Consider the following 10,949-nt stretch of genomic DNA (forward strand, 5'->3'; position numbering starts at 1 on the left):
CAGACTATCGCACTTTACGGAAAATTCCGTAACACAGCACCTTTTTGTGACGCCGACTACACTTTATTTTCATCAGGATAGTGATGCCGGAAGGAATATATGAGCCCACAAGCGCGCCATTTTTCGTTGAAAGTATTGACGATTAATATCCATAAAGGATTTACGGCTTTTAACCGCCGCTTTATTTTGCCCGAATTACGCGATGCGGTACGTACCGTCAGCGCCGATATTGTCTGCCTGCAGGAGGTGATGGGGGCGCATGAAGTGCACCCGCTGCACGTGGAAAACTGGCCGGATACCAGCCACTATGAATTTCTCGCCGACACCATGTGGAGCGATTATGCCTACGGGCGCAACGCGGTCTATCCCGAAGGGCATCACGGCAATGCGATCCTCTCCCGCTACCCCATCGAGCATTATGAAAACCACGATGTTTCGGTAGGCGAGAGCGAAAAGCGCGGCCTGCTGTACTGCCGGATTGCGCTGCCGGAAAAGGGAGGTGCGCTGCACGTCGCCTCCGTTCACCTTGGCCTGCGTGAAGCCCACCGCAAGGCGCAGCTGCAGATGATGGCCGAATGGGTCAATGCCCTGCCCGAGGGCGATCCGGTGGTGGTGGCCGGTGATTTTAACGACTGGCGTCAGCGCGCCAACCATCCGTTGAAAACACAGGCCGGGCTGGATGAGATCTTCACCCGCGCGCACGGCAGACCGGCGCGTACTTTTCCGGTGAACTTCCCGCTGCTGCGCCTCGACAGGATCTATGTCAAAAATGCCCATGCCAGCAGCCCGACCGCGCTGGCGCTGCGCAACTGGCGCCATCTTTCCGACCATGCGCCACTGAGTGCGGAGATTCACCTATGAAATGTTCATGGCGAAGTGGGAACCGGATCGCGCTGCTGGAAAATGGCGATAGCTATTATCCGGCGGTGTTTGCCGCCATCAATAAAGCCCAGAACCGCATCCTCCTCGAAACCTTTATCTGGTTTGACGACGGTGTAGGCCGCAAGCTGCACGACGCCGTCCTACGTGCGGCCCAACGCGGCGTGCATGTTGAGGTACTGCTCGACGGCTACGGCTCTCCCGACCTTGACGATAACTTTGTCGGCGAGCTGACGTCGGCAGGGGTGGTATTCCGCTACTACGATCCGCGCCCTCCCCTGTTTGGCTTGCGCACTAACGTGTTCCGCCGGATGCATCGCAAAATCGTGGTGGTGGATGACAAGACTGCCTTTGTCGGCGGCATTAACTATTCCGATGAACATATGTCTGACTATGGCCCGGAGGCCAAGCAGGATTATGCGGTGCAGGTCGAAGGCCCGGTGGTGCAGGATATTTTGCAGTACGTGCTGGAAAATCTGCCCGGCAAAGTCGCAGGCCGCCGCTGGTGGAAGCGCCGTCATCGCGCGGAAGAGAATGTGAAGCCCGGTGAGGCGCAGGCGCTGTTTGTCTGGCGCGATAATGAGGAGCACCGGGATGACATTGAGAAGCACTATCTGAAGATGCTAACCAACGCCAGGCGCGAAGTGATCATCGCCAACGCCTACTTCTTCCCGGGCTATCGTCTGCTGCACGCCATGCGCAATGCGGCCCGGCGCGGGGTGCGGGTGAAGCTTATCGTGCAGGGTGAGCCGGATATGCCGATTGTGACCGTGGGCGCGCGCCTGCTGTATCACTATCTGGTGAAGGGCGGGGTTCAGATCTTCGAATACCGCCGCCGTCCGCTGCACGGCAAGGTGGCGCTGATGGACGATCACTGGGTGACCGTCGGTTCCAGCAACCTTGATCCCCTCAGCCTGTCTCTGAATCTGGAGGCTAACCTGATCATTCACGATCGCCAGTTTAATCACACCCTGCGCGAGAATCTGTCCGCCATCATTGCCAAAGACTGCGTGCGCGTGGATGAGTCGATGGTGCCGAAACGCACCTGGTGGAACCTGAGCAAAAGCGTGCTGGCGTTCCACTTTTTACGTCATTTCCCGGCGCTGGTGGGCTGGTTGCCCGCGCACACCCCTGAACTGTCGCAGGTGCCGCCGCCGGTGCAGCCTTCCATTGAGACCCAGGATCGCGTTGAAGCAAGCGACACGGGGGCAAAACCCTGATGACGAAAAAAAATTCGCGCTGGCGTCTGGCAAAAAAAATCCTCACCTGGCTGTTTTTTATCGCCGTGGCGGTGCTGCTGGTGGTGTATGCGCAGAAGGTCGACTGGGAAGAGGTCTGGAAGGTCATTCGTAACTATGACCGGGTGTCGCTGCTGAGCGCGGTGGCGCTGGTGGTGGTGAGCTTCCTGATCTATGGCTGTTACGACCTGCTGGGGCGGATCTACTGCGGCCATAAGCTGGCCAAGCGTCAGGTAATGCTGGTGTCGTTTATCTGCTACGCCTTTAACCTGACCCTCAGCACCTGGGTGGGCGGCATCGGCATGCGCTATCGCCTTTACTCGCGTCTGGGCCTGCCCAGCGCCACCATCACCCGCATCTTTTCCCTCAGCATCACCACCAACTGGCTGGGCTATATTCTGCTGGGTGGGGTGATTTTTACCGCAGGCGTGGTGCAGCTGCCGGACCACTGGTATATCGATCAGATGACGCTGCGCATTATCGGCATCGTGCTGCTGCTGATGATCAGCTTCTATCTGTGGGCCTGCGCGTTTGCGAAGCGACGCCATATGACCATCAAAGGGCAGAAGCTGGTGCTCCCGTCCTGGCGCTTTGCGCTGGCGCAGATGGGGATTTCCGCCGCCAACTGGATGGCGATGGGGGCGATTATCTGGCTGCTGATGGGCGAGGACGTGAACTACTTCTTCGTGCTCGGCGTGCTGCTGGTGAGCAGTATTGCCGGGGTGATTATGCATATCCCGGCGGGGATCGGCGTGCTGGAGGCGGTGTTTATCGCCCTGCTGGCCGGGGAGCATGTCTCCCACGGGACGATCATCGCCGCCCTGCTGGCCTACCGCATGCTGTACTACTTCTTACCGCTGGCGCTGGCCACCATCTGCTACCTGATCCTTGAAAGTCGGGCGAAAAAGCTGCGGGCGAAAAACGAACAGGCGATGGATAAATAGCGCTTAACGGGGGCGCAAGCCCCCTCATGCGTCACAGCAGACGAAAATTTTTATCCGGTAGCATTCTTTCCGGCAGGCGGCTGTCTTTGACCATCTCGCGTAAGTCGATCTCCAGCGTGTTGCAAATCGCGTTGAGCGGCAGATCGTTATCTTCAATACCGAAAGGATCTTCCAGCTCGGTGGCAATCGCATCCAACGCCAGTAGCGCGTAAGTGGTGAATACCGAGAACAACAGCGTCAGTACCCCAAAGTTGTTAATCAGCAGCAGTGGATAAATGGCGCAAAAAATTCCCACCGTCCGGTGCAGCAGCAGCGAGTACGCGAAGGGGATCGGCGTGTTGCTGATGCGTTCGCAACCGCCCTGAATGGCGCTCATTTTATCCAGATAGTGCCTGAAATTCTGGTACACAAACGAAGCCAGGCGGTATTGTTGCGAAACCCCAGAAACACCGAAATCGAAATGGTGATACCAATAAAATAGACCGAGCTCTCTTTTGCCACCAGACCGTGCAGATGCAGCAGCGGCAAAAAATAGAGATAGGCGATGTTTAACAACACAAAGAAACACATCTGCCGGGTGATTTTGCGCATGATTGAGCCGCGCCATGAGAACAGTTTGCGCAGCCAGCCCTGCTCGGGCCTGACGATCATTCCTGCCCGGCCCTGGCAGAAAATTGCAGGATGTGGTTATAGATAAGGTTGAGTTTGTTCAGGTAATGGTCAAAAACCTGTTCACTGTCCGCGAGGACAATATCATCATCCAACATTCCATTCTGGTGCAGGCGTGATGAAGGCACCTCGATAGCACCCAGCTCGGCGGATTCCACCAGATAGTCGATATTAATTGAGCCGAACGTCCCGCAGCGGATAATATTGATATGTACACTACCGAATACGCGCACCAGCAAGCGGTCTTTTTGATATGGCACAATCTGATGATGATATAAACGCTCACTGGCGGTTATCTTCTTAATTAATGCCATCGCATAAATATTCCACAACTTATCCATTTTGCACTTCTCGGCATTGATTAATGCGGCCTTCTCTTTTAAAACCATTTTCGTATTCATTTTTTCGATGTATGCCAGAAAGCTGCCAGTGAATAACAGCTTATGTTTGATTCATATGACTATTAAGGACTAGCAGAATATCATATACAGCTTTCGATAATATTATACTTCACAACAAAGTTAATATAATCATGAAGGATTACGGGATTATTGATCTTACTTTGGTAAATCATCCAAAGCTCGATTTGTTGAACCGATCAGTCTGTGAGAATCACCTGTAGCTGTCCGCTCTCAATAAAGGGCTTCACAATGTATCTGGCAAAATCGCAAAGATGCAGTTTCTGCATCGTTTGCGCGCCGCGCGCGCTGGCATTCAGCTCCTCTTCCAGGCAACTGACTCACTGGCTGATCCTGGATTTTGTCATTCCCAATTCTGCGGCTGTTCTGGTAAATGAACCCTTTTTTACCAGTAGCGCAAAAAGCGCCATATCCTGAATATGCTTGAACATGACCTGACCCGGCAGTGAGATGAATTCAGATTGTACGCCCCGCGTCGGATATTGTATACGCGCCATTGTTTAATATATCGCGAGAGATTGTTTAATTACTTGCCGTAATACATCCTACCGATTCAGTTACAATAGCGCCCTGTAAGGCGACGATACTACCCTGTATTTTAAAGTGGGATATGTTTGCGCCAAAAGATAACTACCAGGCAGCACCCAAACCCACCCATAAAGGGGTATTCAGACGTGTGTTATATTTTTACAGGATCAGGAAATCGCCATCATGCGACGTAAAGAAAAATTAACTTCAAATACTTTAATTTGCTTACTGCCAATAAACATGGTTTTTGATGCCTTTCTTGGGGCTGAACGGCTTAACTATCGCCATTTTTTTTCGCCGGTTCGTTCTGTCTGGCCATCGCCGCGCAGGGAATGGCGCTGACAAAACTGTTTCGTCCTTCTCGCGCTAAAAAAAGACAGGCCTGAAAACAGGCCTGTCCTATTGATAACCAAAGTGATGGGGCGGTTAGCGACGGTTGCCGAAAATACGCAGCAGCATCAGGAACAGGTTGATGAAGTCCAGATAGAGGGTTAACGCCCCGAGGATGGAGTATTTGCGCAGCATCGAGCTGTCACGCACGTCAATCTGCTCGCCGATGTTTTTGAGCTTCTGGGTGTCATAGGCCGTCAGGCCTACAAAGACGATGACCCCGATATAGGTCACTGCCCACATCAGCGCTTCGCTTTTTAGCCAGAAGTTCACTAATGACGCCAGCACGATGCCTATCAGCGCCATAAACAGCATATTGCCAAACCCGCTCAGGTCGCGTTTAGTGGTGTAGCCATACAGGCTCATGGCACCAAACATCCCGCCGGCCACCACGAAGGTGCTGGCGATGGAGGAGTAGGTGTAGACGATAAAAATGCTGGAGAGCGTCAGGCCCGTGAGCGCCGAATAGAGCATAAACAGCGTGGTCGCCATTCCCGCGCTGAGCTTATGCACCAGCCCGGAGAGCACAAACACCAGCGCCAGCTGAGCGATAATCAGCCCAAAAAAGGTAATTTTGCTGGAGAAGACAAACATCATCACCGCGGGCGTGTTGGCCGCATACCAGGCGATAAACGCGGTTAACAGCAACCCGCAGGTCATCCAGCCATAGACCTGCGCCATGTAGGTTTGCAGCCCGCTGCGGGTCTGCTGGACGATAGAATCGGAACGCGGAAAACGGTCCATAACTCACTCCTGTTTAAGTGGACACCCAATTAAAGCCTAACACATCCCGGCAAACCGGCTACCAGCGGCTGGCCGCCTCTTTGTCGCTGTCGCGGGACTCAACCCACCGATCCCCTTCCGGGGTGGCTTCGCGCTTCCAGAACGGGGCGCGGGTTTTCAGGTAATCCATGATGAACTCCCCCGCCGCAAACGCGCTGCCGCGATGCACGCTGGTGACGCCGACAAAGACGATCTCTTCGCCAGGCCACATTTCACCGATGCGGTGGATCACCGTCACCCGGCCGAGCGGCCAGCGCTCGCGCGCCTGCTCGACGATCTCCGCCAGCGCTTTTTCAGTCATCCCCGGATAGTGTTCCAGCGTCAGGGCGCTCACGCTGTCGCCGAGGTTATGGTTACGCACTTTGCCGGTAAAGGTAACCACCGCCCCGTCTTCGTCACGTTCGGCCAGCCAGTTGTATTCGGTGCCAACGCTAAAACGCACCGCGTCGACAACAATTTTTGTCTCTGCCATCTTAGCCTCCGGTCACCGGTGGGAAGAATGCCACTTCATCGCCTGCGGTGAGCGGATGGCTAAAGTCCACCAGCGTCTGGTTCACCGCCGCCAGCAGTTTGCCCGCGTCCAGCGCCAGCGCCCAGCGATCGCTTTGCGCCGCCAGGTGCGCGCGCAGCGCTTCTACGTTGTCGACGGGAATGTCCAGCGTCAGGCTGTCGGTATTGACCAGCTCGCGGACCTGCGCAAAAAATAGAACTTTAATCATGACGTTCCGCCCTGAAATCACCCGATTTACCGCCGCTTTTCGCCAGCAGGCGAACCGGGCCAATCACCATATCTTTCTGGACCGCTTTGCACATGTCGTAGATGGTTAACGCCGCCACCGACGCGGCGGTTAAGGCTTCCATCTCCACCCCGGTTTTTCCGGTCAGGCGGCATAATGATTCGATACGCACGCGGCTATGCTCCGGCTCTGCCAGCAGGTTGACTTCCACTTTGCTGAGCATCAGCGGATGGCACAGCGGGATCAGCTCCCAGGTGCGTTTTGCGGCCTGAATCCCGGCGATCCGCGCGGTGGCGAAGACGTCGCCTTTATGGTGGCTACCGTCAACGATCATGGCCAGCGTCTCGGGCAGCATAGTGACGAACGCTTCGGCGCACGCTTCACGCACCGTCTCGGCCTTGCCGGAGACATCCACCATATGGGCTTCGCCAGCGGCGTTAATGTGGGTAAGTTGCGACATGTTTTACTTCTTCAAATGAGGATAAAAATTACACGGACGGGTGCGGGCATCGAGCTGCGGGGCAATGATATTTTCCCACGCGGTACGGCAGGCTTTGGTCGAGCCCGGCATCGCAAAAATCAGCGTCTTGTTGGCGATACCGGCCACCGCGCGCGACTGCAGCGTCGAGGTGCCAATCTCTTCGAACGAGAGCATGCGGAACATTTCGCCAAAGCCTTCGACCTCGCGATCGAACAGCGGCAGCAGCGCCTCCGGGGCCTGATCGCCTGCGGTAAAGCCGGTGCCGCCGGTGACCAGCACCACCTGCACGTTGTCGCTGGCTACCCAGCGTGAGACTTCAGCGCGGATGGCGTAGCGGTTCTCTTTGACAATCACTTTGTCGACAATCTGATGCCCGGCGTCGTGCGCCGCCTCACGCAGCCAGTGGCCGGAGGTATCATCCTCTTCGCCACGGCGTTCAGAAACGGTAAGAATAGCAATACGCGTCGGGATAAATTCTGCGCTTACCTGACTCATCTTCGAATTCCTTGTAGCGATTACCCGCCAATGTATGACAGGTTCTGGGTGATCCCGGTGTTGCCCTGATGCAGGAAGTGGGTCTGTTTTTTGTGCATCAGCGCGTCTGAAATACGCGCTTCGAGCGCCTGCTGCTGGGCATCTTCCGCCAGCAGATCGCGCAGATCGACGCCACCATCGCCAAACAGGCACAGGTGCAGCTTGCCCACCGACGAGACGCGCAGGCGATTACAGCTGGCGCAGAAGTCTTTTTCATACGGCATGATCAGGCCGATTTCCCCTTCGTAATCCGGGTGACAAAAGACCTGCGCCGGGCCGTCGCTGCGCTGGCGAAGCTGATGGATCCAGCCGCGTTTGAGCAGTTCATCGCGCAGCACCATGCCGGAGATGTGATGGCGGGAGAACAGATCGTTGCCCTCGCCGGTTTCCATCAGCTCGATAAAGCGCAGTTGAATGCGGCGCGGTTTGATCCACGCCAGGAAGGTGTCCAGCTGATGATGGTTCACATCACGCATCAGCACGGTGTTGACTTTCACCTTGTCGAAGCCCGCCGCAAAGGCGGCATCGATCCCCTCCATCACCTGATGGAATTTATCCTGTCCGGTGATGGCGTGAAACTGACGGGCATCCAGGCTGTCGACGCTGACGTTGAGGGCGGTGAGCCCTGCATCGCGCCACTGGGCCACATCACGCGCCAGACGGTAACCGTTGGTGGTCACCGCAATCTGACGAATGGCGTCGTTTTCACGGATAGCCGCAACGATGTCGGTGAAGTCACGGCGCAGCGAGGGTTCGCCGCCCGTGAGACGGACCTTCTCGGTCCCCATGGCGGCAAACGCGCGCGTAATGCGGCGCACTTCGGCCACGGAGAGAAAGCCATTATTGGTGACGCCGCCCGGCTTGTAGCCATCCGGCAGACAGTAGGTGCAACGGAAATTGCACACGTCGGTAATCGACAAACGCAGGTAAAAAAACTGACGTGCGAATGCGTCGGTAAGTTGTGAAGCCATGTACACCTTTCCTGATACGGGAGGCACAGTCATTTCTTCCTGTACCCTGGTGGCGATACCGCCACGGCCAGCACGCCATATCTGTCGACACAGGCGCGAAGGCTAGAGTGTATGTTTTCGATTAAGAAAACGTGGTTATGACGATAGTAGCCTGTTGATGTGGGTTTCGCTATCTTCGGCTTTCGCTATATAATTTTGAATATAACGACCTGATCGTGCACTTTCGAATCAGAATACGTATTTAGCGAATTTTTGCATTGATATAAGTCATTTTGGCCCGTCTGGAGCATCGTCTTTTAGGGGTAGTTGAGTTACTGTTAATACGTTCGTCATACTAAGGAATTTCTATGCGCAATCGCACTTTTGCGGATCTTGATCGCGTGGTCGCTCTCGGCGGAGGGCACGGACTGGGCCGGGTGATGTCATCGTTGTCTTCACTGGGTTCGCAGCTCACCGGGATCGTCACCACTACCGATAACGGTGGCTCCACCGGGCGTATTCGTCGCTCCGAAGGCGGGATCGCCTGGGGGGATATGCGCAACTGTCTGAACCAGCTTATCGCTGAACCAAGTGTCGCATCGGCAATGTTTGAGTATCGTTTTGGCGGTAACGGCGAACTTTCTGGGCATAACCTCGGAAACCTGATGTTAAAGGCGCTGGATCACCTCAGCGTGCGGCCTCTGGAAGCCATCAATTTAATTCGAAACTTACTCAAAGTGGATGCATTCCTGATCCCAATGTCCGAACATCCGGTCGATTTGATGGCGATCGACATCAACGACCATGAAGTCTATGGCGAAGTGAATATCGATCAGTTGGTGGTCCCGCCAAAAGAGCTGATGCTCTACCCTGCCGTCCCTGCCACCCGTGAAGCGGTAGAGGCGATTAGCGAAGCGGATCTCATCCTGATTGGCCCGGGCAGTTTTTACACCAGCCTGATGCCCTTGCTGCTCATTAAAGAGATGGCCCAGGCCCTGCGGCGCACGCCTGCGCCTGTGGTATATATTGGCAATCTGGGCCGCGAGCTCAGTCCGGCCGCCGCCAGCATGTCGCTGCCGGCCAAGCTGGCGCTGATGGAGCAGTATGTGGGTAAAAAGATTATTGATGCGGTGGTGGTAGGACCAAAAGATGACGTGACCGGGCTGGAAGGCCGGGTGGTGGTGCAGGAGCCGCTTGAGGCGAGCGACATTAAGTATCGCCACGACAGGCATCTGCTGCGCGTGGCGCTGGAGAAGGCGATTCAGGCGTTGGGTTGAGACTATCGCGTTAGTTTGCTGCAGCCGTTCTCGCTTTTTCCTGCATCAGCACCGCCATTTGTGCGCGCAGATACTGTTCTGTTTGATAAACCTGCTGCTGCCTGGCAGCTGAATTATCCGGTAGAAGCTGGATCTTACGCAGCCGATCCTCTGTCGGTTCCGCCTGGCGAAAATGGGTCAGCATGTCGAATGTTGCAGACTTTAGTTCACTGACCGTGATGTACTGACCCCGTTTCTCATCCAGCGCATTCAACCGATCCGCCAGCTGCTGCAGCCGGACCATGCCCTGATGCCAGCCGTTGAGGTTTTCTGTCGTAATGGCGGCAGCATTAAGCTGCTGTTGCCCCTGAAGGTCGGGAGCTGGTTTAAGAGCAGACTGCCAGCTCCAGGCCAGCACACCACTTATCAGCAACATAGTGCACATCCCCGCCGCAAATGCTCGCCATGGTTTTGCCGCTGCTGCCCGTGGCGTTACCCCCTCTGATGCTGGCTGAGCGACGTAAACCCATTTTGGAGGTTCCGGTGGCATAGCAGGTCCGGCAGGCAATGCGATCTCCTGCGCTGTTTGACTCTCCCTCCCGGTGACACTCTCGTCATGCTTCACCCGGGCCGCTGCGTTGCGCAGCATTGTCAGCAGGGTATCAAACTGGGTTAACGGCTCAAGTTCCAGACGCTGCAGCACCTGGCCCATGCGACTCAGGTACTGTTCGGTCTGGTGAAGTGAGTCCTGGTCGGAATACGCCAGGGTTAAGGTACGCAACATCTGCTGCAGGCGTGTGCTGAGCGTTTTCAGTAGCGCGACCCGAACAGGAACGGCTTGCGGCCAGAGTCCCTGCCACTGATGCATCAGCAAAGCTTCCAGAATTGCCAGTCCTTCGTTAAGACCCGTTATGCCCGAAAGACGCGTGCGCGCCAGCGTGTATCCGCACGCCGTCTCAAGTTCTACGCCATTCTGGCGAAACAGCGACAGACTCAGCTGTTCAACGCGATTCCAGCCAACATCCGGGCGCGCGGGATGCGAAAGCTTCGCCAGCTCATGGCGCAGAGCGATATAATCCGGCAATGCGCGCGGGTCACCGCCGGTTTTCAGCGTTTCAGGATTGTTCACGGGTCCCATTTC

At 55.6% G+C, this 10,949-nt stretch carries 16 protein-coding genes and 1 riboswitch; of the genes, 5 read left to right on the forward strand and 11 right to left on the reverse strand.

Features of this window, described 5'->3' with window-relative positions; all coding sequences use genetic code 11:
* Positions 1-99: 99 nt before the first annotated feature.
* The 3 genes from ACRDD5_RS07595 to ACRDD5_RS07605 are packed head-to-tail and all read left to right on the forward strand — an operon-like array spanning position 100 to position 3,061.
* On the forward strand, positions 100-861 hold the full coding sequence (locus ACRDD5_RS07595; RefSeq protein ID WP_271281566.1) for an endonuclease/exonuclease/phosphatase family protein: 762 nt from the start codon (positions 100-102) through the stop codon (positions 859-861).
* Complete coding sequence (clsB, locus tag ACRDD5_RS07600; RefSeq protein WP_271281565.1) at positions 858-2,099, forward strand: cardiolipin synthase ClsB; 1,242 nt, start codon at positions 858-860, stop codon at positions 2,097-2,099. Before ACRDD5_RS07595 ends, clsB begins: the two co-directional genes overlap by 4 nt.
* Positions 2,099-3,061 carry a lysylphosphatidylglycerol synthase domain-containing protein gene (locus ACRDD5_RS07605; RefSeq protein ID WP_438676373.1) on the forward strand — a complete coding sequence of 321 codons (963 nt, stop codon included), beginning with the start codon at positions 2,099-2,101 and terminating at the stop codon, positions 3,059-3,061. The genes clsB and ACRDD5_RS07605 overlap by 1 nt, the downstream gene beginning before the upstream one ends.
* A 31-nt stretch (positions 3,062-3,092) precedes the next feature.
* Here ACRDD5_RS07605 and ACRDD5_RS07610 read toward each other — a convergent pair whose 3' ends face one another.
* The 4 genes from ACRDD5_RS07610 to ACRDD5_RS07625 form a co-directional block, all read right to left on the reverse strand.
* Positions 3,093-3,437 carry a bestrophin family ion channel gene (locus tag ACRDD5_RS07610; protein ID WP_438676374.1) on the reverse strand — a complete coding sequence of 115 codons (345 nt, stop codon included), beginning with the start codon at positions 3,435-3,437 and terminating at the stop codon, positions 3,093-3,095.
* Positions 3,434-3,712, reverse strand: coding sequence for a bestrophin family ion channel (locus ACRDD5_RS07615; protein WP_438676375.1), 279 nt, complete (start codon positions 3,710-3,712; stop codon positions 3,434-3,436). The genes ACRDD5_RS07610 and ACRDD5_RS07615 overlap by 4 nt, the downstream gene beginning before the upstream one ends.
* Entirely contained in the window at positions 3,709-4,119 is a 411-nt protein-coding gene (locus ACRDD5_RS07620; protein ID WP_438676376.1) for a hypothetical protein, read from the reverse strand. Before ACRDD5_RS07620 ends, ACRDD5_RS07615 begins: the two co-directional genes overlap by 4 nt.
* 350 nt (positions 4,120-4,469) lie before the next feature.
* Entirely contained in the window at positions 4,470-4,646 is a 177-nt protein-coding gene (locus ACRDD5_RS07625) for a helix-turn-helix domain-containing protein (protein WP_438676377.1), read from the reverse strand.
* A 214-nt stretch (positions 4,647-4,860) separates the two neighbouring features.
* Between ACRDD5_RS07625 and ACRDD5_RS07630 the strand changes: the two genes are divergently transcribed.
* Positions 4,861-5,019 (forward strand): hypothetical protein, encoded by a 159-nt coding sequence (locus ACRDD5_RS07630; RefSeq protein WP_438676378.1) that lies wholly within the window; start codon positions 4,861-4,863, stop codon positions 5,017-5,019.
* Between the two features lie 84 nt (positions 5,020-5,103).
* On the opposite strand, the gene ACRDD5_RS07635 is transcribed toward ACRDD5_RS07630, so the two are convergent.
* From ACRDD5_RS07635 to moaA, 6 genes are all read right to left on the reverse strand, one after another.
* A complete protein-coding gene (locus ACRDD5_RS07635) occupies positions 5,104-5,811 on the reverse strand; it encodes a Bax inhibitor-1/YccA family protein (RefSeq protein ID WP_438676379.1) in 708 nt (235 codons plus the stop codon).
* A gap of 58 nt (positions 5,812-5,869) precedes the next feature.
* Positions 5,870-6,322 carry a molybdopterin synthase catalytic subunit MoaE gene (gene moaE, locus ACRDD5_RS07640; RefSeq protein WP_438676380.1) on the reverse strand — a complete coding sequence of 151 codons (453 nt, stop codon included), beginning with the start codon at positions 6,320-6,322 and terminating at the stop codon, positions 5,870-5,872.
* Position 6,323: 1 nt separating this feature from the next.
* On the reverse strand, positions 6,324-6,569 hold the full coding sequence (gene moaD, locus ACRDD5_RS07645; RefSeq protein WP_271281557.1) for a molybdopterin synthase sulfur carrier subunit: 246 nt from the start codon (positions 6,567-6,569) through the stop codon (positions 6,324-6,326).
* Complete coding sequence (moaC, locus tag ACRDD5_RS07650) at positions 6,562-7,047, reverse strand: cyclic pyranopterin monophosphate synthase MoaC (protein ID WP_438676381.1); 486 nt, start codon at positions 7,045-7,047, stop codon at positions 6,562-6,564. The genes moaD and moaC overlap by 8 nt, the downstream gene beginning before the upstream one ends.
* Positions 7,048-7,050: 3 nt before the next feature.
* Entirely contained in the window at positions 7,051-7,563 is a 513-nt protein-coding gene (moaB, locus tag ACRDD5_RS07655) for a molybdenum cofactor biosynthesis protein B (protein WP_271281555.1), read from the reverse strand.
* Between the two features lie 20 nt (positions 7,564-7,583).
* Positions 7,584-8,573 (reverse strand): GTP 3',8-cyclase MoaA, encoded by a 990-nt coding sequence (gene moaA / locus ACRDD5_RS07660; protein ID WP_438676382.1) that lies wholly within the window; start codon positions 8,571-8,573, stop codon positions 7,584-7,586.
* Positions 8,561-8,695: riboswitch (molybdenum cofactor riboswitch) on the reverse strand. (Overlaps the previous gene by 13 nt.)
* Before the next feature lie 225 nt (positions 8,696-8,920).
* On the opposite strand from moaA, the gene yvcK reads away from it, so the two are divergent.
* Complete coding sequence (yvcK, locus tag ACRDD5_RS07665; RefSeq protein ID WP_271281553.1) at positions 8,921-9,829, forward strand: uridine diphosphate-N-acetylglucosamine-binding protein YvcK; 909 nt, start codon at positions 8,921-8,923, stop codon at positions 9,827-9,829.
* 10 nt (positions 9,830-9,839) lie between these two features.
* Here yvcK and ACRDD5_RS07670 read toward each other — a convergent pair whose 3' ends face one another.
* A complete protein-coding gene (locus tag ACRDD5_RS07670; protein WP_438676383.1) occupies positions 9,840-10,946 on the reverse strand; it encodes a VasL domain-containing protein in 1,107 nt (368 codons plus the stop codon).
* Positions 10,947-10,949: the final 3 nt, after the last annotated feature.

This window comes from Silvania sp., from assembly GCF_051656365.1.
In the GTDB taxonomy this organism is placed as follows: Bacteria; Pseudomonadota; Gammaproteobacteria; order Enterobacterales; family Enterobacteriaceae; genus Enterobacter; species Enterobacter hatchlandensis.

Bases quoted from the DNA above. Each gene is read 5' to 3' on its own strand.
- ACRDD5_RS07595 (WP_271281566.1), top strand. From the start codon at position 100: ATGAGCCCACAAGCGCGCCATTTTTCGTTGAAAGTATTGACGATTAAT.
- moaA (WP_438676382.1), bottom strand. From the start codon at position 8,573: ATGGCTTCACAACTTACCGACGCATTCGCACGTCAGTTTTTTTACCTG.
- moaD (WP_271281557.1), bottom strand. From the start codon at position 6,569: ATGATTAAAGTTCTATTTTTTGCGCAGGTCCGCGAGCTGGTCAATACC.
- ACRDD5_RS07635 (WP_438676379.1), bottom strand. From the start codon at position 5,811: ATGGACCGTTTTCCGCGTTCCGATTCTATCGTCCAGCAGACCCGCAGC.
- ACRDD5_RS07630 (WP_438676378.1), top strand. From the start codon at position 4,861: ATGCGACGTAAAGAAAAATTAACTTCAAATACTTTAATTTGCTTACTG.
- yvcK (WP_271281553.1), top strand. From the start codon at position 8,921: ATGCGCAATCGCACTTTTGCGGATCTTGATCGCGTGGTCGCTCTCGGC.
- ACRDD5_RS07620 (WP_438676376.1), bottom strand. From the start codon at position 4,119: ATGGTTTTAAAAGAGAAGGCCGCATTAATCAATGCCGAGAAGTGCAAA.
- moaE (WP_438676380.1), bottom strand. From the start codon at position 6,322: ATGGCAGAGACAAAAATTGTTGTCGACGCGGTGCGTTTTAGCGTTGGC.
- ACRDD5_RS07625 (WP_438676377.1), bottom strand. From the start codon at position 4,646: ATGGCGCGTATACAATATCCGACGCGGGGCGTACAATCTGAATTCATC.
- ACRDD5_RS07615 (WP_438676375.1), bottom strand. From the start codon at position 3,712: ATGATCGTCAGGCCCGAGCAGGGCTGGCTGCGCAAACTGTTCTCATGG.
- ACRDD5_RS07610 (WP_438676374.1), bottom strand. From the start codon at position 3,437: ATGAGCGCCATTCAGGGCGGTTGCGAACGCATCAGCAACACGCCGATC.
- moaC (WP_438676381.1), bottom strand. From the start codon at position 7,047: ATGTCGCAACTTACCCACATTAACGCCGCTGGCGAAGCCCATATGGTG.
- moaB (WP_271281555.1), bottom strand. From the start codon at position 7,563: ATGAGTCAGGTAAGCGCAGAATTTATCCCGACGCGTATTGCTATTCTT.
- ACRDD5_RS07670 (WP_438676383.1), bottom strand. From the start codon at position 10,946: ATGGGACCCGTGAACAATCCTGAAACGCTGAAAACCGGCGGTGACCCG.
- clsB (WP_271281565.1), top strand. From the start codon at position 858: ATGAAATGTTCATGGCGAAGTGGGAACCGGATCGCGCTGCTGGAAAAT.
- ACRDD5_RS07605 (WP_438676373.1), top strand. From the start codon at position 2,099: ATGACGAAAAAAAATTCGCGCTGGCGTCTGGCAAAAAAAATCCTCACC.